Below are 21100 nucleotides of genomic sequence, written 5' to 3' on the forward strand. Positions count from 1 at the left end.
AGTGCTCACCCGATCGACGTCTCCCCCTTCGAAAACGACGCGACCGCCGACCACCAGGCGCCCACGTCCCGGCGGCCCTCGCATGCCCGCTGGCCCACGGCCACTGGCCTCCGGCCAATGGCCAATGGCCAATGGCCAATGGCCAATGGCCTCTGGCCAATGGCCGCGCCGAGCACGGTTCCGACAGGACCCTTTGCGCAAAGCGGTTGCGAACGCGCGCGCCCGCCCCGCTAAAATGCCCAGTTTCCTGGGGGAGGATCGGAGAAGAGAACGATGGCAGCCTATGGATACAGCTTCGTCACCGACAAGGCGTTCAGCGCGTTCGCGCGGGATCTCGAGCAGGGAGCGTGGAAGGGCGTCTCGATCGACAAGTACGATGTCCCGAACCGCGTCCCGGCGGCGCTCCTGCTCGAAGCGCCGAAGCCGGTGATCTGGAAGGCGCGCGCGCTCTGGAGCATTCGGGCGCTCGACGAGGCGCTCGGCGTCGCCTCGGCCGCGGCGCTCGCCGAGCTCGACACGGAGTGGGACACTGCCCAGCGGGCGCTGCACCTCTTCCTGGCCTCGGCGGCCGAGAGCAAGGATCCAGCGCAGCGCGACGCGGCGGTGCGGCTCCGCGGCGCCCTGCTCGCGGGGGCGGGCACCGAGCAGACCCGGTACACGTACGACGCCGAGGTCGATTACGGCTGGCACCAGGTCGCGGTCGCGGGCAAGGCGCCGCTCGCCGCCGACGTGAAGAAGGTCGGCGCCGGCGCGTACCTGAAGCGCATCGAAGAGGCGACCGAGGCGCTCGCCAAGGGGCTCGGCCGGAGCTCCGGCCAGAAGCGCGCGGTCGCGCGGTCGAAGCGCATCCGGGAGGCGGTGGTCGCGTGTACGCAGGCGTTCAACGCCATCCACGGCGAGATCGGCTGGCTCATCGAGCACACGCCGACCGGCAAGCACCGCGAGCTCCTCGAGGCGCTCCACGCGCCGTTCCTCGCCCTCCTCGAGCGCAGCCCGCAGCGCGCGCCGGCGGCCGCCGCACCGGAGGAGGAGGAGGAGGCCGCGCCGGCTGAAGAAGAGGACGCCGCGGAGACCAAGGCAGAAGAGAGCACGCCCGGCTGAGCCGGCGGAGGAGCGCAGGGGGCCGGCGAGCGTGCGCCGCCCTGCCTCCGCCACCCCCAGCAGCCCTTGCCCGAACCCCTGCCAGGTCTCCGCAGCCCTTGCCCGAACCCCTGCCAGGTCTCCGCAGCCCTTGCCCGAACCCCTGCCAGGTCTCCGCAGCCCTTGCCCGAACGCCTGCCGGGTCGCTGCGGCCCTTGCCCTCTCCCCTGCCGGGTCGCTGCGGCCCTTGCCCTCTCCCCTGCCGGGTCGCTGCGGCCCTTGCCCTCTCCCCTGCCGGGTCGCTGCGGCCCTTGCCCTCTCCCCTGCCGGGTCGCTGCGGCCCTTGCCCTCTCCCCTGCCGGGTCGCTGCGGCCCTTGCCCTCTCCCCCTGCGGGTAACCGGCAGCACGTCCTGCCCTCGTTGCCGTCGCGCTTGCAGCGCGTTCTCGGACGGAACCGCGCCTTCTCGTGACGTTCTGCTATCCTCCGCCGCCGTGATTGTGGACCAACCCCCCACACCTGCCCCTCACGAGGCTCCGGAGGACCGGGCCACGTTCGGGCTCTCCGCCTTCGATCCTCGCCCGAGCCTCATGGCGCCTTCCATCGCGCCGGCCGCCTCGGCGGCGCCGCACGTCTCGGTGGTCGTCCCGGGGCTGAACGAGGCGGAGAGCCTGACGGAGCTCGCGCAGCGGGTGGATCAGGCCTTGAAAGGGCGCTTCTCCTACGAGCTCATCTTCGTGGACGACGGCAGCACGGACGACAGCTGGGGCGTCATCTCCAGGATCCGCGCGGAGAACCCGGTCGTGAAGGGGATCCGGCTGCGGAAGAACTTCGGCAAGGCGACGGCGCTCACGGCCGGGTTCCGCAAGGCGAGGGGCGTCGTGGTCGTCACGATGGATGCCGATCTCCAGGACGACCCGGCCGATCTGCCGAGCTTCATCGCCAAGGTCGAGGAGGGCCTCGACGTCGTGGTGGGCTGGAAGGTCAACCGCCTCGACCCCGCCAATCGCCTCGTCCTGTCCCGGATCTTCAACGGGACCGTCCGCGCGGTCACGGGCGTGAAGCTCCATGACATGAACTGTGGCTTCAAGGCTTACCGTCGCGAGGTGCTGCGCACCATCCCGATCTACGGAGATCTCTTCCGGTACATCCCGGCGCTCGCCGCCTGGCAAGGCTTCCGCGTCACGGAGATCCCGGTGCGCCATCACGCTCGCAAGTACGGCGCCTCGCGCTACGGACTGGAGCGCATCCTGCGCGGCTTCTTCGACCTGCTCAGCGTCATGTTCCTGACGCGCTACTCGAAGAAGCCGATGCACCTCTTCGGCCTCATCGGCCTGGTCTTCGCTGCGACCGGCGTGACCATCAACGCGTATTTGACGTTCCTCTGGCTGCTCGGTCACAAGATCGGAGACCGGCCGCTGCTCCTCCTCGGCGTGCTGATGATCCTCCTCGGCATCCAGTTCTTCTCGATGGGTTTCATCGGCGAGTTCCTCACTTTCCAGATGCAGCAGCGCCACCTGGCAGACGAGCCGCCCATCCGCGAGGAGTTCGAGTGATCTCCGAGCCTCGCCTCGATCGGTCCTTGGTCCCCGCGTCCGGGCGCCTCCCCTCTCTTCAGGCCCTCTGCTCCACGGCGCCGCGCTGAGCGCGCGGCCGGGGTTTGCCGTCGTGAGCCGCACCGCCCTGCGCGCCCTCGTCCGCCTGATTGGCCCGCTCTTGCTCGTCCTCGTGGTCGTGCGCATGGACGACCGGGACGCGGTGCTCGGCGCGGTCGTATCGGCCTCGGCTGGCCCGCTCGCGCTCGCGGCGGCGCTGAACGTCCTCAACATCCACCTCAAGGTGGTCCGCTGGGACGCGCTGCTGCGCGCCCGGGGCATCGTCTATCCGCTTCGGCGTGCGTGGAGCGCCTACGCGACGTCGCTCTACGTTGGCATGCTGACCCCCGGGCGGGTCGGCGACCTGCTCCGGATCCGCTACCTGCGCCACGACCTCGGCGTGCCTTACGCGGAGGGGCTGGCCACCGTCGTGATGGACAGGCTGTGTGATCTCTACGTGCTCGCCGCGTTCGTCGCGGTCGGCGTCGCCCGTTACAGCGCGGTGATCGCCGGCCGCCTGGCCTGGCTGACGTGGGGTGGAATCGCCCTCACGGTCCTTGCGCCCCTCGTGTTGCTCATCCCCGGGCTGGCCGAGCGGCTGCTGCCCGCCTTCTCGCGCAAGCTCGCGAAGGATCCGTCGGAGAGCGCGGAGCCCGGCGCGGCGAGCCGCTTCCTGGTCGCGCTGCGCGCTCATGTCGGGCGCGGGCTCCTCTTCACGCTCCCGGTCACGGTGGCGACGTTCGTCGTCAACTTCGCGCAGGGCTACCTCATCGCGCGCGCCCTTGGCGTACCGCTCTCGCTCTTCGACGTCACCTGCTTGCTCGCCATCGCGAACCTGCTCGGTCTCTTGCCGATCTCGATCGCCGGCGTAGGTGTCCGAGAGCTCTTCTTCTCCCTCGTATTCCCTTCGCTCGGCTTCACCGCCGAGCACGGCGTCAGCTTCGGCCTGCTGGTCTTCGCCGTCATCTACCTCGTCGTCGTCGCCGTCGGTTTCGTGAGCTGGCAGCTGGCCCCCCCGCCCACCTCCCCGGCCCCATCCACCTCCCGATCCGGCTAGCGCCCCGAGCTCCTGCGTCGCCCGCAGGGGCGAGCGCGAGCGACGATCTCCTTCGATCGACTCAGAGCGAGATCGGGGTCGTGAGCCGAAGAGGCTCCCCCTCGAAGGCCGGCACCCGCGCCGCGGCGGCTCGGAACGCGTCGACCACGCACGCGCCGACCTCGGTCCCGGCGAAGGGCGCCCCGTCCAGCGCCACGTGGGCCTCGCCGCTCGGCGCGAAGGTCACGGTCACGCTCCCCTCCCCGCTCGGCCCGTCTGGCTGCCAGCAGCGCTTCGCCCGGACACGGCCGTGCTCGAGCGCCGCGCCCGCGGCCTTGCCCACCCGGACGCGCGCCCCGTCGACCCGGCTCGACCAGGTGTCGTACCCCTCGTGAGAGCGCAGCGACACCTCGGCAGAGGGGGGGTACGCCCCGCCGCGCTGCAGGCAGTGCGAGGGGCGCACCATCGCATAGCCCGTCGCGGTGGCGAAGCTGCACACCGCGAGCGCCACCAGCAGGGCCCGCTGCCCACCGCCCCGGCCGAGCGGCCCGTCGGGCGGCCCATCATCGTTCGATCCGTCACGCAACCGCTCGACCTCCGCACGGATCTCCGCGATCTCCGCGTCCCGGGCGGCGAGCGCCGCATCCCGCTCCTTCAGCTTGGCTTCGAGGGTTTCGATGCGCGCGCGAGCCGCATCGAGATGATCCCGGTAGTGCGACATGGCGCCATTCTACCGCGGGCCGCGCGTGGCGCCCTGCCCTTCCCGCGCCCTCGCGTCGTTACACGCCCTTCCGCGTCCTTTCGCGATGTTCCCCCCGCTCCTTGACAGCGGGGGGTGGGGTCAAGTAGCCGAGGACCCGCCTCACCTATGCTAGAGAACCACCGCACCAGGCTGAACAGCGCGCTCGCCAAGCTCGACGGCGCCCTCGAGCGGCTCGCACGCGCCGCCTTGACCCTGGCGCCGTGGCCGATCCTCTACGGCATGAGCATCGCCGTGACGGCCTGGGTCTTCACCCACCCGAGCCGGCACGCGCAGCTCGACACGAACAAGCTGACCGAGGTGGAGCGCCGCTGGATGGCCGGCGGCGCCGTCGCCGCCATCGTGGGGGTCGGGCTCGCCTACTTCCTCGTGATGCTGGCGCGGCGGGCCCGCACCCGCTCGTGGGACTTCGTGAGCACCGTGGGCCGCCTCAACCGCGCCCTGATCCCCCTGCTCGCGCTCCCGTTCGTCGCCGCGCTCAAGCTCCCGAACATCGAGAAGGACAGCCCGAAGAGCACGATCTTCTTCGCCGCCCTCGCCGCTGTGGCCACGTGCGCCGGCGCCTACGCCTGGGGCCGCCGCGCGCGGCTCTCGCCCGGGCTCGACGATGCGTCCGAGCTCGATGGCGCGCCCGCTCGCGGAGGCCGCGCGCTCGCGACGGTCGCGCGGTGGCTCCCGCCGCTGGCCCTGATCGCGATGTGGACGGGCTACACGCTCTTCTTCTCCCGGCTCGCGATCACCAACCACCACGCGCTGCACACCAGGACGCCCGACCTCGGGTACTACGACAACATCTTCTACCAGACGATCCACGGACGGCCGCTCGGCTGCTCCTGGCTCAAGGCCGGTTACCACGGCTCCGCGCACTTCGACCCGATCCTCATCCTGCTCTCGCCGCTCTACCTCATCTACCCGAGGGCGGAGTTCCTCCTCATCCTCCAGTCCGCGTGGCTCGGCGCCGGCGTCGTGCCCGTGTACCTGCTCGCGCGCGACAAGCTCGATCACCGCGGCAAGGCGCTCCTGCTCGCCGCCGTCTGGGCCATCTATCCGGCCCTGCACGGCGCGAACATGTACGAGTTCCACTCGCTCGCGCTGATCTCGCCGCTCGTCGTCTGGCTCCTCTACTTCTACGAGACCGGCAGGGACAGGCTGTACTGGGTCACCCTCGCCGTGCTGCTGCTCTGCCGGGAGGACGTCTCCCTGCTGATGTGCTTCATCGGGCTCTACGCCATCTTCGACCGGCGCCCGGGCAGGACCCGCCTCGGCTGGGTGACCATCGCGACGAGCCTCGTCTACTTCGTCATCGTGAAGCTGTTCTTCATGACGTCGGCGGGCATCATCATGTCCGGCAAGGACGCTTATTCGTTCGCCTATTACTACGAGGAGCTCATGCCGAACCGGAGCGGGCTCGGCGGCATGCTCGTCTCCCTCCTCACGAACCCTGTCTTCGCGCTCAAGGTCCTGCTGGAGGAGCCGAAGATCATCTTCCTGCTCCAGCTCTTCGTCCCCCTCTGCTTCCTGCCCTTCCTCGCCAAGCCCGGGCGCTGGATGCTGGCCTACGGGCTCCTGTTCTGCCTGCTCGCCTCCCGCGACGCGGTGTTCTCGATCCACTTCCAGTACTCGTCGATCCTCTTCCCCATCGCGTTCGTGCTGACGCCGATCGCGCTCAAGCGGATCGAGGGCTCCGGGCCGGCCGCGTACTACGGGCTCGACGGGCGGCGCCTGTCGCGCGCGCTGCTCGCCGCCATGATCGTGGCGGCCGCGCTGATGTCGTGGAAGTTCGGCGGCCTCGTCGAGAACGCGTCGTTCAGGGGCGGCTTCTCCCGCGTGGCGCGCAAGCTGACGCCCGACCAGGAGGCGACCTACGCCTGGGTCCGGAAGCAGGTGGAGGCGATCCCGAAAAGCGCCATCGTCGGCGCGACGAGCAAGATGGGACCGCACGTGTCGAACCGGAAGGAGGCCTATTTCTATCCGGGCGACCGCGCCGCGACCGTCCAGTACGTGCTGCTCGACGAGGGGGAGCTCAAGGGCAAGGACCTGGAGCGCCACAACGCGGCGGTGAAGCGCGGCGAGCTCGAGGAGCTCAGCCGGCTGAAGAAGCTGGCGCTGTTCAAGCGGGTGAAGCCGCCGTCGAAGGCGCAGCCGCCGGCCCCGGCGGCCTCCGACGAGCCCCCTACCGGAGACCCGCCCCCGGAGCTACGAAAGCCGGACCGAAAGGGCGGCGGCGCGCCGCCTGCGCCCTCCACCACCGCGGAGCAAGATGAAGACCCTCCTCCTGGCCCATGACTTCAACGCGACCTCCGAGATCGCCCTCGACACGGCGATCGAGCTCGCCCGCAAGCTGTCCGCGAAGATCGTCGTCGCGCACGTGTACAGCGTGCCCGTCTACAGCTTCCCGGAAGGCTCGTCCCTGATCCCCTCGGCCGAGGACGCCGCCCGCATCGCCGATGCGGCGCAGCGGAGCCTCGATCAGGTGCTCGAGCGCCGGCGCGCCACGCCCGGCGTCGAGATCTCGGGCGTGCTGCGCGCCGGCGTCCCCGACGAGGAGATCTGTCGCCTCGCGGACGAGATCGGCGCCGACATGATCGTGATCGGGACGCACGCGCGCGGGGCGGTCGCGCGGGCGCTGCTCGGCAGCGTGGCGCAGCGGGTGGTGAGATCGGCAAAGGTCCCGGTCCTGTCGGTACGCGGACCACAACCGGCCTGATGTATGTGACATCACGAAACGATCGGATCCGGTGTCGGGCGCCGCCAGATCGGGCGTTAGAAATTTCCCGACTTCCTGTCAAATGCGTCCTGCCGCGACGACGAAACCTCGTTGAAACATTGGGCACGTTACGCCCGTGCCATGAAGATCGACACTGGGGATACGGCCTGGCTCCTCGCATCGACAGCCCTCGTCCTTTTCATGACGCCGGGCCTCGCCCTGTTCTACGGCGGCATGGTGCGCCGCAAGAACGTGCTCGCGACGCTCATGCACTCGTTCGCCGCGCTCGCGGTGATCTCGGTGCAGTGGGTGGCCATCGGGTACTCGCTCTCGTTCGGGACCTCGCAGGGTGGGCTCATCGGCGGGTTCGACTTTGTCGGTCTGCGCGGGATCGCGATGGTGGAGCGCGGCACGGTGCCGCACCTCGCGTTCGCGGCGTTCCAGATGATGTTCGCGGTGATCACGCCCGCGCTCATCGCGGGGGCGTTCGCCGAGCGGATGCGGTTCTCGGCGTACCTGGTCTTCATCCTGCTCTGGTCCACGCTCGTCTATGACCCGGTGGCGCACTGGGTGTGGGCGGAGAAGGGCTGGCTCTTCGAGATGGGCGCGCTCGACTTCGCGGGCGGCACCGTGGTTCACCTCGCGGCGGGCATCTCGGCGCTGATCTGTGCGCTCGTGCTGGGCAAGCGCACGGGATATCCGCACGAGCGGCACGTGCCGCACAACCTGACGATGACCCTGACGGGCACGGGCATCCTGTGGTTCGGGTGGTTCGGCTTCAACGCCGGCAGCGCGCTGACGTCGGGCGGGCTCGCGGCGCTGGCGCTGCTCGACACGCACCTCGCGGCGGCGGCGGGCGGCGCGGCGTGGCTCCTCGTCGAGTGGGCGCAGCGAGGCAAGCCGACCGCGCTCGGCGTGGCGTCCGGCATCGTGGCCGGGCTCGTCGGGATCACGCCCGCGGCCGGGTTCGTGGCGCCGTGGGCCGCCGTCGTGATCGGCCTGCTCGCGGGCGTGGTGTGTTATGCGGCGGTCGTCTCGAAGGAGCGCCTGCGCTACGACGACTCGCTCGACGCGTTCGGCGTCCACGGCGTGGGCGGCCTCCTCGGCGCGGTCCTCACCGGCGTCTTCGCCGAGAAGGCCCTGAACGAGGCCGGCCGTGACGGCGTGATCGCCGGCAACCCGGGGCAGATGGTCCCGCAGCTGGTCGGCATCGCGGCCGTCGGCCTGTACGCCGCGATCGTGACCTTCGTGCTCCTCAAGCTGGTCGACAAGCTGATCGGCCTGCGCGTGCCCGAGAGCGACGAGCGCGAGGGCCTCGACGCAACCGAGCACGGCGAGACCGGTTACGCGCTGTAGCGACACAGAGGGGGCAGCCACAGACCCAGGTCGACAAGGGCTCCCGGCCGCGCTCGTCCTCCCGGTGAGGAGGGAACCGCGCGGCCGGGGGTGCCGTCGCTGTTGCCTCCCCCGGGGCGCACCGCTAGAGCGACGGACGGTTCGAACCGAAAGGCGCCGAGAGCGCCAGGAGAGCTCGACAATCTCTTGGCGCTCCCGGCGCCCTGACGGTTTCTACGCTCGAACCGAACGGTGCTCCATCTTGCGCCGAACCTTCCCCCTGGGCGCGCGCCGCGAGCGAGCGCCCCGTCATCACGGAGCAGACAGGCATGAGCGGCCATTCCAAGTGGGCCACCATCAAGCGCAAGAAGGGCGCGCTCGACGCGAAGCGCGGCAAGCTCTTCACGAAGCTCATCAAGGAGATCACCGTCGCCTCGCGCATGGGCGGCGGAGACCCGAACGGCAACCCGCGCCTCCGTAAGGCGATCAACGACGCCAAGGGCCAGGCGATGCCCGCCGACACGATCAAGCGCGCCATCCAGCGCGGCACCGGCGAGATCGAGGGCGCGAACTACGAGGAGATCCTCTACGAAGGGACAGGGCCCGGCGGGACGCTGTTCCTCTGCGAGGCGATGACCGACAACCGGAACCGCACCGTCGCCGAGATCCGGAAGATCTTCGAGAAGAACAACGGGCAGCTCGGCGCCGGCGGCTCCGCGCAGTGGGCCTTCGAGAGGAAGGGGATCATCCTCCTCGCGAAGGACGCGGCGACGGAGGATCAGCTGATGGACACCGCCGTGGGCGCGGGCGCCGACGACTACAGCGACCAGGGAGAGGAGTGGCAGGTGCTCTCCAGCGTCGACGTGATGGACACCGTCGTGAAGGCCCTCGAGGACGCGAAGATCGCGGTGAAGTCGAACTCCGCGGGCTACGTCCCCAAGAACAAGAAAGAGGTCGCGGGCCGCGACGCCGAGGTCTGCCTGAACCTCGTCGACTCGCTCGACGACCACGACGACGTGCAGAACGTCTACGCCGATTTCGACGTCCCCGACGAGGAGCTCGCGAAGCTCGAGGGCTGATCCCGCGGCAGGCGCGAGCCCGTCACGGCCGCCAGATCGGGAAGCTCACGATCGCCCACGAGAAGAACGCGTGGGCGAAGACCGCCGGCGCCAGGCGCCCGGTCCGGTGCACCACGCGACCCCACACGATCGAGCAGCCGAAGCCCGCCGCGACGAGCAGCGGGTTCGGCCCGGCCACCGGATCGCCGAGCAGGAACAGCGTGGGGGCGTGCGCGGCGGCGAACAGCGCGCTCGACAGCAGCCACGCGGCGCCCCGGTCGAGCGGCCCCTCCAGGGCGCGCAGGACGAGCCCGCGCCAGACGATCTCCTCCAGCGCGGCGATGACGAAGACGAGCGCGCCGACGAACACGCGCGCGTCGGCCGAGGGGTCGCCGAGCTGGAGGTACAGGCGAAGGACCCACGCCTCGCGAGGCGAGCCCCGCGGGGCGAGCAGCAGCTGCACCGCCATGGCGAGCCCGTAGAGCCCCGCCGCGACCAGGGCGCCGCGCGCGAGATCGCCGGACAGGGGGCGGAGCGCCGCGCGGAGCTCGCCGCGCCGGCGGAGCCACATCACGGTGATCGCCGTGAGGACGGCGTAGAGCGCGCAGAGCGCCGCGAGCATGGCAGGCGCGCCCGCGCGACCGGGATCGAACGCGAACGAGACGGCGAGCGCGACGCAGGCGGTGACGGACGCGGCGATGAGCGCGGCCTCCCGGCGCGAAGAGCGCGGCGGATCGCGCGGATCGATCGCCCGCGGATCGCGCGACGAGGCAGGGGCGGCCGAGCCAGAGGCAGCCGGAGGAGCCGCGGCGGAAGGAGCCGCGGCGCGGTCTTCGCCCGGGATCATCGCGCGCTCGCCTGACCCGTCGGACTCGTCCGACTCGTCCAACACAATTGCAAGACCCGGTCGAGGATGCGGTCCGCGAGCGCCGGCTTGGGCAACACGCCGAGCGCGTCGGCGGCGTCGCGGGTCACGATCGTGGCGCGGTTGTCGTCCCGGCCGAACGAGTCCGCCGCGTGGTTGGCGACGATCATGTCGACGCGCTTGCTCGCGAGCTTGTGCCGCGCATAGGCGATGACCCCCTCGTCCGTGGCGGTCTCGACCGCGAACCCGACGAGCACCGGCGAGCGCGCTCCGTCGGCGCCGGCAGCGTCCGCCAGGCCGCCGCGCGCCGCGCCGATCTCCGCGAGCAAATCAGGGTTCGGCACGAGCGGGAGCGACGCGAGGTCGGGCGTCCGCTTCAGCTTGGTCGCGTGCTGCTCGGCCGGGCGGTAGTCGGACACGGCGGCCGTCATGATGAGCGCGTCGGCGCCGCGCAGGTCCTCGCCGAGCGCCTGCCAGAGCGCGCCGCGCATCGAGAGCGCGCCGCGCACGTCGACCCGGCGCGCGCCCGGCGGCGTGGAGAGCGATACGGGGCCGGCGATGAGCGTGACCTGCGCGCCCCGCGCCGCGGCCCGCTCCGCCACGGCGAAGCCCATCTTGCCGGTCGACCGGTTGCCGAGGAAGCGCACGGGATCGAGGTCCTCGAGCGTGGGGCCCGCGGTGACGACGACGCGGAGACCCGCGAGGTCGCGCGGGGCGAGCTGTGAGAACGCCGCGGCCGCGATCGCCGCGGGCTCGGCCATGCGCCCGAGGCCGCGCTCGCCCGAGGCGACCTCGCCGAAGACCGGGCCGACGAGCTGCACGCGCCCGTCGGCCTCGAGCGTGGCGACGTTCCGCGCCGTCGCGGGGTGAGCCCACATGCGGGGGTGCATCGCCGGCGCGGCGAGCACCGGCCCCCGCGCGCACAGGGCGAGCGCCGTCACGAGGTCGTCGGCGCGCCCCGCGGCGAGGCGGGCGATCACGTCGGCGGTCGCGGGCGCGAGCAGCACGAGGTCGGCCTCGGCGGCGAGCGCGACGTGCAGCTCGCCCGCGAAGCCGGGATCCCACATGGTGTCGCGCACCGGCTCGCCGCAGAGCCCGCTCAGCGTCATGGGCCCGAGGAACTGTTGCGCCGCGCGCGTCATGATCGGGAGCACGCGCGCGCCGCCCTGGATCAACAGCCGGGCCACCTCGGCGGCCTTGTACGCGGCGATGCTGCCCGAGACGGCGAGCGCGACGGTCGGCCGCGCGCCTTCGGGGGCTTGGCCAGCGGGCGACGGGGCGGAGGCCTCGGGGCGAGGTGCGGGAGATGACGGCGTTCGGCCAGACATGGCGCAGGTGCCAGCGTGGGTCGGGGGTCGGTCCGGCGTCCACCGTGGCACGAAAATCGCCGATCGTACACGGCCACGACACGGTACACGCTGCGCCGCGGGCGGATGATCCGGGGCCGCGCTGCAGGCAGCGAGCTCGTGCTGGCGCGCACGCGCGCACCACCGCGCGCGCGCCGACACGCGCCAACGCGCCCCACCGCGCGCGCGCCGACACGCGCCAACGCGCCCGCGCAGCAAGAAACCCCGCTGTTTTTGGGGCGTGGCAGTGGCATCACCCGCCGGGAGCGCGTAATGGGATGAGCTCCCTCAGAGGAACACGACAACGATGGCAAGCACCGTCCTCACCGGCATCAAGCCCACCGGAACGCCGCACCTCGGCAACTTCGTAGGGGCAATCAAGCCGGCGCTCGCGCTCGCAGGAACCGCGTCGAACGCGCTCTACTTCGTCGCGGACTATCACGCGCTCAACGTCATCCACGACGCGCAGAAGCTCCGGAGCCTGGTCCACGAGGTCGCCGCGACGTGGCTCGCGCTCGGCCTCGATCCAGAGAAGGTCATCTTCTACAGGCAATCCGACGTTCCGGAGATCTTCGAGCTCAGCTGGATCCTCTCCTGCTTCACAGCGAAGGGGCTCATGAACCGCGCCCACGCCTACAAGGCCGCTGTCGCCAAGAACATGGAGTCCCGGGCCGGGGCGTCGAGCGCCGCGGGCGCCGAGGACAGCGACGACCTCGACGCCGGGATCAACATGGGCCTCTATGGCTATCCGGTGCTGATGGCGGCCGACATCCTCCTGTTCAAGACGAATGTCGTGCCGGTGGGCAAGGACCAGGTCCAGCACATCGAGATCGCCCGCGATATCGCGCAGCGCTTCAACGCGATCTACGGCCCGACCCTCGTCCTGCCCGAGGCGCGCATCAGCGCCGAGACGGCGGTGATCCCGGGCCTCGACGGCCGTAAGATGAGCAAGAGCTACGACAACACCATCGCGCTCTTCCTGCCGCCGGAGAAGCTGCGCAAGACGATCTTCAAGTACAAGACGGACTCGTCGCCCCCGAGCGAGCCGAAGGATCCGAACACCTCGCCGCTCTTCCACCTCTACCGGGAGTTCGCCACGCCCGAAGAGGCGAAGGCGCTCCGCGGCCGCTACCAGAGCGGCATCGGCTGGGGCGAGGCGAAAGAGGCCGTGTTCGAGGTGCTGAACCGCGCGCTCGAGGAGCCGCGGCGCCGCTACGCCGATCTCATGGCCAACCCGGCCCGCGTCGATGCCCTGCTCCTGGAAGGCGCCCAGCGCGCGCGGGCGCTCGCGGGCCCGACGCTCCACGAGGTGCGCCGGGCGATCGGCGCTCGCTGAAGGCCGCGGCAGCGGAGGACGAGCGGAGCTCGCCGCGGCCAGCGCGCGGCGAGCGCCGCCGCCGGCTCCGTTCGAAGCCGCCCGCTCAGCCGCCGTCGCTCGTCGTCGTCTTCTTCTGGTTCTGGCGTCGCTTCTTGCCCTTGCCGCCCTTCGCCTCGTCCCCCGCGGGGTCCCGCTGGCCACGGGCTTCCGGCGCCGCCGCGCCCGGGGCCTGCGCGACGGCGATCCCCTCGGCGGGCGGCGCGTCCTCGCCGCGCGCGCGGCCGCCTTCCCCTTCGGCGCGCTCCTCCCCCTTCGCGCGGAACGTGCCGAACCCCGCGCGCTCGGTCCAGCCGCGCTCGCCCGTGAGCCCGGGCTCGCGGCTCTCGACGGTGCCGCCGCCCGGCTCCGGGCCGGTCACGCCTGGCGTGCGGACGTCCGGCCCCTGCGTCACGACGAGGTACTCGTCCGCCACGTACTCGGGGTGATTGTCGTCGGCCGTCTTGGCCTCGGGGTCGCGCGGGCCGCTCCCGACATGGACGATCTGCGCGGTCGGCGGGTAGCTGTCGCTCCACTTCTCCCGCACCGCGTAGGCGCCGTCGCGGACGACCCGCGAGCTCGTCGTCTTGAAGCCGGGGATGCCGCGCTGAGCGAGCGCCCGCGTCCCTTCGGGCAGCTTCGGCGTCGGGCGCTCCAGCTCCTCGAACGGGACGACCTCGTCGATGCGACGGAAGTACGTGACCGTGAGCTTGCGCGAGGGCCCGAGGATCTCGGCGCGCACGACGCCGCCGGCCACCGTCTCGTGAAGCACGATCGGGAAGTCGAACGGGTTCCTGAAGCGGTAGTTGATCGTCGGGTAGACGACGGTCGCGTCGAGGCCGAGCTTGATGTAGTAGCTCGGGCGGGAGTGCGGGTAGCGCTCGACGATCTCGAGCCCCGCGAAGAACGCGGCGCCGTGGAGCGTGCCCGAGATCTGGCAGGTCCCGCCGCCGAGCCCGTCGACGAGCTCTCCCTGGGCGATGACCGGAGCGACGCGGTACCCGTGCGCCTCGTCGCGCGGGCCGACCGTCTCGTTGAAGTCGAAGATCTCGCCCGGCATGACGACCACGCCGTCGAGCTTGGACGCCGCGAGCCTGAGGTTGTACGTCCTCTCCTTGGATCTCGCGCCGGTCGCGTAGCGCGTCTCGAAGTAGCCGAGCACCTGATCGAACTTGACGTTGCCGAGCTGCTCGGCGACGAGCTTCGGCGCGATCGTCTCGACGCTGGCCTGCGCGGTGTCCTCGCCCGCCCGGAGGGCGGCGTCGATGCGCGCGAGCGTGCCGTAGACGTCCAGCCGATACCCGATCTTCTCGGGCTTGAGCTGCTTCCCCTCGAGGTCGACATACGCGTCGACCGCGGGCGCGTCGAGCTCGACCTTCAGGTCGAGCAGCTTGCTGATCGCCCGCTCGGAGTCGAGGAGGAGCGGGATCGGGATGTCGAGCGGCGCGTCCTCGTCGCTCTTGTCGCCATCGCCGGCCCGCTCGTGCGCGCGGCGGAGCGCGCTCTCGGGGCGGAGCGCCTCGCGCACGAACTCGGCGAGGCGGACCCGGTTGATCTCGACGCCGAGATCGTTGCGGCGGAGCGCGCGCGCGGAGCCGTCGGGGAGCACGATCCGGATCTCCCCGGTGGCGTAGCGGCGCACGAGGTCGAGCGCGTTCGCCACCACGTCGCCGCCCGTCGGCACCGGCACCTGCGCCACGCGGAGGACCGGCGGGGGCTTGGGGCCGTCGTCCGGCGGGGGCGGCAGCACGAGGTAGGTGATGGCCAGGCCGCTCGTGACGAAGATCGCCACCAGCGCGGCGAACCGCCAGAGCTCCGGCGAGCGGCGAAGATCCATGCGAGGGCGGCCATCTTGAGAAGCGTTGCCCGAACCGTCAAGCGAACGCGGGCGCGCGGCGCGGCTACGGTGCGGCCCGCGTCACATCGGAGCCGCCGCGCGGCGCCTTCGATGCGGCGCGCGCGGCCCTGAGGAGCGGCTCCTTGATCGAGCCCGCCCTGGGCACGAGCAGAGAGCCCCGCTGGCGCGGCGGGCCGCCGTGCGGCGAGGAGCGCAGGAGGAGCGCGCCCGCGAGCACCACGAGGACCACGAGGCCGACGGTCGCGGGGACGAGCCAGCGCCGCGCGCGGCCCTCGTCGGACGTCGGCGGCGCCGGCCGAGCGCCCTGCGGTGGGCCGGCGCCGCGCTCTGCGCTCGCGCGCCCGGGCTGAGCGGCGGCTTGCGGCGAGCTCTGCTGTGACTGCGGATAGTCGAAGTCGATCGCGCGCTCGCGCGCGATCTGCATGGCCTCCTGGATCGCGGCGCGCCGCCGCTCACCACGCGGGCCGAGCATCTGCTGCATCAGCACAGCGAGCTCATCCGAGGTGGCGATGGGCGTCGCTGGCGACAGCTGCTCGATGGACTGGCGCAGCTCGGCCATCGTGGCGAAGCGCTCATCCCTCGGCTTCGCGAGCATCCTCATGATGATGCGCCCGACGTCCTCCGGGAGCGACGGGACGAGGGTCCGCGGCGGCTCGGCTGCCGCCTTGTCGCAGATGCGGCGCACCGTCGCAGGATCGTTCTCGGCGTGGAAGGGGTGCTTGCCCGTCACGAGCTGATAGAAGACGATCCCGAGCGTGAACACATCGGTGCGCCGATCGATGGGCTCGCTGCCCGCCTGCTCCGGCGACATGTACGCGTACTTGCCCTTCACCTGGCCGACCTGGGTTCGCTGCAGGTTCGAGGCGGCCTTGGCGACGCCGAAGTCGAGGATCTTCACCGACCCGTCGTATCCGACCAGGATGTTTTGCGGCGAGACGTCGCGGTGGACGAGGCCGACGGGCTTGCCGTCGCGGCCGCGCAGTTCGTGCGCGGCGTGCAGGCCGAGGGCCGCCTCGGCCACGATGCGGAGCGCGAAGGGGAGCGGCAGACCGCCGCGCGCCTTGCTCTCGCGGAGAACCAGGTTGAGCGGCTCGCCGTCGATGAGCTCCATCACCTGGTAGAGGACGCCGTCCTCCTCGCCCACATCGATGGTCTCCGCGACGTTCGGGTGATGGATCTGCGAGACCAGGGTGGCCTCGTCGAGGAACATCGCCTCGAAGTCGGGATCGTCGCTCAGCTCGGCGCGCAGCAGCTTGACGGCGACGATCCTGGGGAGCTGGCCGCCCGTTCGAGCGGCCCACACCGAGGCCATGCCCCCGAGCGCGATGGGGACGAGGAGCTCATAGCGACCGAGCGTGTGGCCAGCGCGTACTTCTCCCATGGTGCTCACGTGCCGCGTAACCCCGGAGCGAGGCAGCGCCCGCCGGGAATCGAGCCCCCCGAGCGCGGCCCGCCGCGGCCCGCCCACGAAGTCGGGTCCGCACGAAGCGCTCGGTGTGCCAGGTGGTGCTCTTGATCGAAAAATGACCGCGTGCGTCCGGAATGCGACCGGGCGCCTGGTGTTCGGATCGTCGCAGAGAACGCCTTGGCGCTCAACCCGGAACGCCGTTCAGGTCGCAGCGTGATCTTTCACCGATCCATCGCGGAACGGGCCGGTCGCGCTCAGCGCGTGAGCCCCCGTGCCTTGGAGAGATCACCGGTGTCCTCGGCCGGCGCGTCGGGCTGCGAGGACTCGGGAGACGGGATGACCTTGCGCAGCGCTGACAGGTGTCGCTTGGTGACCCCTGTCACCGCCAGGATCTGAGCGTCGGTCGCGCGACGAACTCCTTCCATGGAACCGAGCTCCCGGAGGAGCGCCGTCCTCACCGCGCTGCCAAGCCCCGGGATGTCCTCGATCTCGGACCGGAGGCGCCGCGCCTTGCCGAGCCGCTTGCGTGCGTGGTTTGCGAAGCGGTGCGCCTCGTCGCGCGCGCGCGCCAGGAAGAAGAGGGCGGAGCTCGTGGATCGGAGCGGGATACCGTTCTTCTGGCCAGGCAGGTAGACGCGGTCGACGAGCTTCTCTCCGGTCTGCGTCTCCCGCTCCTTCGCCAGACCGACGATCGGGAGACCGTGCAGGCCGAGATCGCGCGCCGCCGACAGCGCCACCTGAAGCTGGCCGCGCCCACCATCGACGACGAACAGATCTGGAAGATCCCACTCGCCTCCGCCGGCCTCGGCGCGCCTCGACACATCACCCCCCGAGGCGGCGCTCTCTCGCTCCGCGGCAGCGGACACCGGCGTCCCTTCCGTCTCCGGCGGAGCGTCGCTCGCTGTTGCCGAGCCGATGTCCTCGTCAGCCAGGTCGCCCTCCGTCGCATCGCTCTCGAGCGCGTCGCTCTCCGCCGGATCGCTCTCCATCATGTCGCTCTCGGTGACGCCCTCCATCACGTCGCTCTCGGGCGCGCCTTCGGCGCCGAGGGCGGCCTCGCTGTCTGCGGTGGACGCGGGGCTCGCCTGCCGGGCGGCCTTTCCGCGGCGGAAGCGCCGTGAGAGCACCTCGTACATCGCGGCGTAGTCGTCGCCGTCGGCCACGCTCTTCACGTTGAAGCTGCGGTAGCGCTTCTTGTCCGGCTGACCATCGAGGAGCGCCACGATCGATCCCACCGTGTCGCCGCCGCCGAGATGCGAGATGTCGCAGCACTCGATGCGACGCGGGAGCGTCGGGAGACGAAGGCGCTCCCTGATCTCCTCGAGCCGGGCCTCGAGATCGTCGGAGCTCCGCTGCTTCTCCCGGAACGCGTGAGCCGCGTTCTCGCTCGCCATCTTGAGCAGATCGACGCGGGGCCCGCGCTGAGGCACGAAGAGCGCCACCTTGCGGCCCCGCCGATCGCCGAGCCACTCCGCAACACCCTCCGCGCCGTCGGGCAACACCGGCACGAGGACCTCATCGGGGATCGTGGTGGACGCGACGCCATAGTACTCGTTCAAGAAGCCGCCGAGCACCTCGTCGTCCGGCAGCTCCATGTTGCGGAGCGAGAAGGACAGCGTGTCTGTCACGCGCCCCCTCCGCACCAAGATCACTTCGACCTCCACGAGCGTCCCCTCGCGGTAGATGCCCACCACGTCTTGATCGACGTCCTTCACGTAGACGACGCGCTGGGCCTCGCGGACGGCCTCGACCGCCCGGAGCTGATCGCGGTAGATGGCAGCGCGCTCGAACTCGAGCTCCCGCGACGCGTCCCGCATTCGCGTGGTGAGCTCGCCCGTGAGCTCGTCGTGGCGCCCTTCGAGGAAGAGCGCGACCGAGCGGACCATCTCCGAATAGAGCTCCCGGTCCACATCCATCACGCAGGGCGCGAGGCAACGCTTGATCTGGTACTGCAGGCAGGGACGCCGGCGCGACGCCATCTCGGTATCGGAGCAGGTGCGGAGCTGGAAGTGCTTGTTGACCAGGTGGAGCGTCCGCCGCGCGCTCGTCGCCGAGTGGTAGGGCCCGAAATAGCGCGCCTTGTCCGGGGCGGGACGGCGGACCGTCTCGAGCATCGGCCACGCCTTCTGCGTGTCGAGCTTGAGGCAAAGGAAGTCCTTGTCGTCACGCAGCTTGACGTTGAACCGCGGCTTGTGCTGCTTGACGAGCTCGTTCTCCAGTACGGCCGCTTCCTTCTCGGTCGCGGTCACCACCGTCTCCAGATCGGCCACGATCTTCCGGAGTATCGGGATGAAGTACCTGGCGTCGCTCCCGCTCTCCTGAAAGTAGCTGCGGACGCGCGAGCGCAGGCTCTTCGCCTTGCCGACGTAGACGACGGCGCCGGCCTTGTCGATGAACAGATAGCAGCCCGGCGTCGTCGGGAGCGACGCGAGCTTGGCGGCGAGGAGGGCTTCGGGATCCTGCTTGGCGCTCGGGTTGACCACGGCCGGAACGATCTAGAAGTCGCGCGCGCCGGCAGCAAGCGCCGCGATCACGGCTGCTCCCGTGGAGAGCGGCCGACGCGGCCCGCGCCGGTTCTCCTTTACATCTAGAAAAACGCCGTCATGTGACGCGGCGCCGCTCGCCTCGGTGCGACGGGGCAGAACGCCCAGGTCGAGATGTCGGGCGAGTCGCCCGACCCGACCGCGACGTTCGCGAGGACAGGTTCGAGCCGAAGCGAAGACGACACGAACGCGCCGGCCGGACTGCGGGCGATCACCACCGCGCGGCGGGGCGGAGTCCGTCGCGCACCGCGTTGCCGTCGGCGCGCGCACGCGGGCGTCGTGATCACGTGAGCCGCGCGAGGCGCATGCGGGCGGGCTGATCACGTGAGCCACGCAGCGCCGTGATCACGTGAGCCGCGCAGCGCGCGCGAGCGCCCTGATCACGTGAGCCGCGCAGCGCGCGCGAGCGCCCTGATCACGTGAGCCGCGCAGCGCGCGCGAGCGCCCTGATCACGTGAGCCGCGCGCGCCGCGTGTTGACGCGCCGCTCTCGTGAGGCCACCCGATCACGGTGCGCCGCCGTCACACGTCGCGCGATCGCCCGTGTAGGAGGCGGCGCTGGCGACTGCGGTGATGGCGCGCCGCGCCCACGTCGACGCGAGACACGCCCTCGAGCAGGCAGTAGGCTCGACGGCAGGATCTTCGCGGGAGGAGGTCTCGGGTGTCGAGCGCTCCTGCCTCGTGGCCTGGCGGACGACGGCGTCTTCGCCTCGGTCGCAATCCGGCGCGACTCCCGGTCGCTCCATCGCGCCCAGTCCGTCTGGAGCTTCCTGGCCTTGAGAGAGGTCGCCCGCTGGAGAGCGAGGTTGCCCGTACCGGCCATCGGTGCCCGCTTGTCCCCGCCGTAGCTGCGCTTCGGGCTCTCCCCGCAAGCCACTTTCAGCCCGCCGGGCGCCACGGTGGCGAGCGTCTGGGAAGCATCTGGCAGGAATCAGGGAGGAACCTGGGAGGAAGCTCGGAGGAAGCTCGGAGGGCGGATGGGAGGACCGATGCCCGGTCGGAGCTCCATCGTTACCGCGCACCCTCTAATCAGGTTGCCTGAACCCGAAAGGACTTGTATGGTCGTAACACCACCAGCGACTGCCCGTTCGATACCCGGGTCCTGGGGCCAGAAGGCATCGGCGAACTGAGCCTGCGGCGCCACCGGCCCCGTGTCTGGTTTTCGTTCGCTGCCGTCCAGGTGCGCCGCCGCGCCTGGTGTCGGGCGGCCCCCGAGGTGGGAGTGCGCGTCGAACAGCCGAGGAGTGACGAACTGTCCACCAGCGTCCATCACCACCGCCCCGCTCGGGGGATCGATGTCGCCCTCGGCGGCGACGGTGAGCTCTGCCCCCTCGCACGGGGGCGAGCCGCGGGCGAGCGTCACCCTGGTGCCCAGCACGAGTGTCACCCCCTGAATCAGGATGAGCGGCTGAGCAGGAGCGGCGGCCTCGTGGCCTCCCGCAGGACGACTTCCGGCTTGCCGGGGCGGCCGTCGGAGCTCGGGCACGGCGAGCGGTTTGGGAGACTCGGCCGGAGGCTGGGCAGCTCCAGCACAGCCGCAAAAAGACGCAGCCAGACCGGAGGCGACATGGCCTGGGGGCTGCAACGTGGGTGGGAGCAACCGCGTCGGGCCGCCGCGCCGATCAGCCAGGGGGATGTCCTGGCAGGTGGGTGGGGTAGCCCTCATGACGTCGACACCGCCGGAGGGCGGCTCGGTGGCCGACACGTTGCGGTCGATCCCGGAGAGCGGCTCGGTCGGGAGACGAGAGCTCGGGCATACGGTTACGCCGCCGGAGCAGGGTGGAGTGCAGAAGTGAAAGGCTGCCGCTCCAGCTCACCGGGGTCGCCTGGAACGGCGACCTCGGCCATGACACCTTTCCTTATCGCGGGCGCTCCACCCGGGGGGTCGGGCTCCTCCACGGTCCCTCGGTCAGGCGCCCGCTTCGGCCGCTGCGCGGTGGGGCGCGTGTGTCCGGAGCACAGGAAAGCAGATCTTCATGGGAATGTCGCTGGCTCCCCTCGGTTACGGGGCTGCCCACGGCACGCGCGCCGCGGCATCCAAAGCGGGAGCGCGGTGCAGAGAGGAGCACGGCGCTGTCCATCGCACCCTCTTGGGTTGGGGCGAAGCCTGGCTTCGCGGCGCGACGTCGCCAGGGAGACGAGGTGGCTGGAGTCCGG

Annotated in this window: 15 protein-coding genes; 9 read left to right on the forward strand and 6 right to left on the reverse strand. The window is 71.0% G+C overall.

Annotated features, from left to right (window positions below; genetic code table 11):
• Positions 1 to 273: 273 nt before the first annotated feature.
• The 3 genes from WMF12_RS38505 (at position 274) to WMF12_RS38515 (ending at position 3731) form a co-directional block, all read left to right on the forward strand.
• Positions 274 to 1101 (forward strand): hypothetical protein, encoded by an 828-nt coding sequence (locus WMF12_RS38505; RefSeq protein WP_437853221.1) that lies wholly within the window; start codon positions 274 to 276, stop codon positions 1099 to 1101.
• A gap of 568 nt (positions 1102 to 1669) precedes the next feature.
• Positions 1670 to 2635: a glycosyltransferase family 2 protein gene (locus tag WMF12_RS38510; protein ID WP_437873940.1), complete on the forward strand. Its 966-nt coding sequence runs from the start codon at positions 1670 to 1672 to the stop codon at positions 2633 to 2635.
• Positions 2636 to 2747: 112 nt separating this feature from the next.
• Positions 2748 to 3731, forward strand: a complete 984-nt coding sequence (locus WMF12_RS38515) for a lysylphosphatidylglycerol synthase transmembrane domain-containing protein (protein WP_437853227.1) — start codon at positions 2748 to 2750, stop codon at positions 3729 to 3731.
• A gap of 61 nt (positions 3732 to 3792) precedes the next feature.
• Here the strand turns inward: WMF12_RS38515 and WMF12_RS38520 are convergent, their stop codons facing one another.
• Positions 3793 to 4431, reverse strand: a complete 639-nt coding sequence (locus WMF12_RS38520) for a hypothetical protein (protein WP_437741705.1) — start codon at positions 4429 to 4431, stop codon at positions 3793 to 3795.
• Positions 4432 to 4578: 147 nt separating this feature from the next.
• Between WMF12_RS38520 and WMF12_RS38525 the strand changes: the two genes are divergently transcribed.
• The 4 genes from WMF12_RS38525 (at position 4579) to WMF12_RS38540 (ending at position 9591) form a co-directional block, all read left to right on the forward strand.
• Positions 4579 to 6756: a DUF2079 domain-containing protein gene (locus WMF12_RS38525; protein ID WP_437853229.1), complete on the forward strand. Its 2178-nt coding sequence runs from the start codon at positions 4579 to 4581 to the stop codon at positions 6754 to 6756.
• Complete coding sequence (locus WMF12_RS38530) at positions 6731 to 7177, forward strand: universal stress protein (RefSeq protein ID WP_437853230.1); 447 nt, start codon at positions 6731 to 6733, stop codon at positions 7175 to 7177. Before WMF12_RS38525 ends, WMF12_RS38530 begins: the two co-directional genes overlap by 26 nt.
• Positions 7178 to 7318: 141 nt before the next feature.
• Positions 7319 to 8533, forward strand: coding sequence for an ammonium transporter (locus WMF12_RS38535; RefSeq protein ID WP_437853232.1), 1215 nt, complete (start codon positions 7319 to 7321; stop codon positions 8531 to 8533).
• Between the two features lie 308 nt (positions 8534 to 8841).
• On the forward strand, positions 8842 to 9591 hold the full coding sequence (locus WMF12_RS38540) for a YebC/PmpR family DNA-binding transcriptional regulator (RefSeq protein ID WP_437295193.1): 750 nt from the start codon (positions 8842 to 8844) through the stop codon (positions 9589 to 9591).
• Positions 9592 to 9613: 22 nt separating this feature from the next.
• Here the strand turns inward: WMF12_RS38540 and WMF12_RS38545 are convergent, their stop codons facing one another.
• Positions 9614 to 10417, reverse strand: coding sequence for a CPBP family intramembrane glutamic endopeptidase (locus WMF12_RS38545; protein ID WP_437853234.1), 804 nt, complete (start codon positions 10415 to 10417; stop codon positions 9614 to 9616).
• A complete protein-coding gene (coaBC, locus tag WMF12_RS38550; protein ID WP_437853236.1) occupies positions 10414 to 11763 on the reverse strand; it encodes a bifunctional phosphopantothenoylcysteine decarboxylase/phosphopantothenate--cysteine ligase CoaBC in 1350 nt (449 codons plus the stop codon). Before coaBC ends, WMF12_RS38545 begins: the two co-directional genes overlap by 4 nt.
• A gap of 325 nt (positions 11764 to 12088) precedes the next feature.
• Here coaBC and WMF12_RS38555 point away from each other — a divergent pair, with 325 nt between their 5' ends.
• Positions 12089 to 13117: a tryptophan--tRNA ligase gene (locus WMF12_RS38555; protein ID WP_437853238.1), complete on the forward strand. Its 1029-nt coding sequence runs from the start codon at positions 12089 to 12091 to the stop codon at positions 13115 to 13117.
• A gap of 85 nt (positions 13118 to 13202) precedes the next feature.
• On the opposite strand, the gene WMF12_RS38560 is transcribed toward WMF12_RS38555, so the two are convergent.
• The 3 genes from WMF12_RS38560 to uvrC all read right to left on the reverse strand — a co-directional run bounded on the left by WMF12_RS38560 (position 13203) and on the right by uvrC (position 18884).
• Positions 13203 to 14972 carry a VanW family protein gene (locus WMF12_RS38560; RefSeq protein ID WP_437853240.1) on the reverse strand — a complete coding sequence of 590 codons (1770 nt, stop codon included), beginning with the start codon at positions 14970 to 14972 and terminating at the stop codon, positions 13203 to 13205.
• 64 nt (positions 14973 to 15036) lie between these two features.
• Positions 15037 to 16374, reverse strand: coding sequence for a serine/threonine-protein kinase (locus WMF12_RS38565; RefSeq protein ID WP_437853242.1), 1338 nt, complete (start codon positions 16372 to 16374; stop codon positions 15037 to 15039).
• A 281-nt stretch (positions 16375 to 16655) separates the two neighbouring features.
• Positions 16656 to 18884, reverse strand: coding sequence for an excinuclease ABC subunit UvrC (gene uvrC / locus WMF12_RS38570; RefSeq protein ID WP_437853245.1), 2229 nt, complete (start codon positions 18882 to 18884; stop codon positions 16656 to 16658).
• Positions 18885 to 20607: 1723 nt separating this feature from the next.
• Here uvrC and WMF12_RS38575 point away from each other — a divergent pair.
• Positions 20608 to 20739 carry a hypothetical protein gene (locus WMF12_RS38575; RefSeq protein ID WP_437741715.1) on the forward strand — a complete coding sequence of 44 codons (132 nt, stop codon included), beginning with the start codon at positions 20608 to 20610 and terminating at the stop codon, positions 20737 to 20739.
• Positions 20740 to 21100: the final 361 nt, after the last annotated feature.

This window comes from Sorangium sp. So ce363 (assembly GCF_051520435.1).
Classification (GTDB): domain Bacteria; phylum Myxococcota_A; class Polyangia; order Polyangiales; family Polyangiaceae; genus Sorangium; species Sorangium cellulosum_B.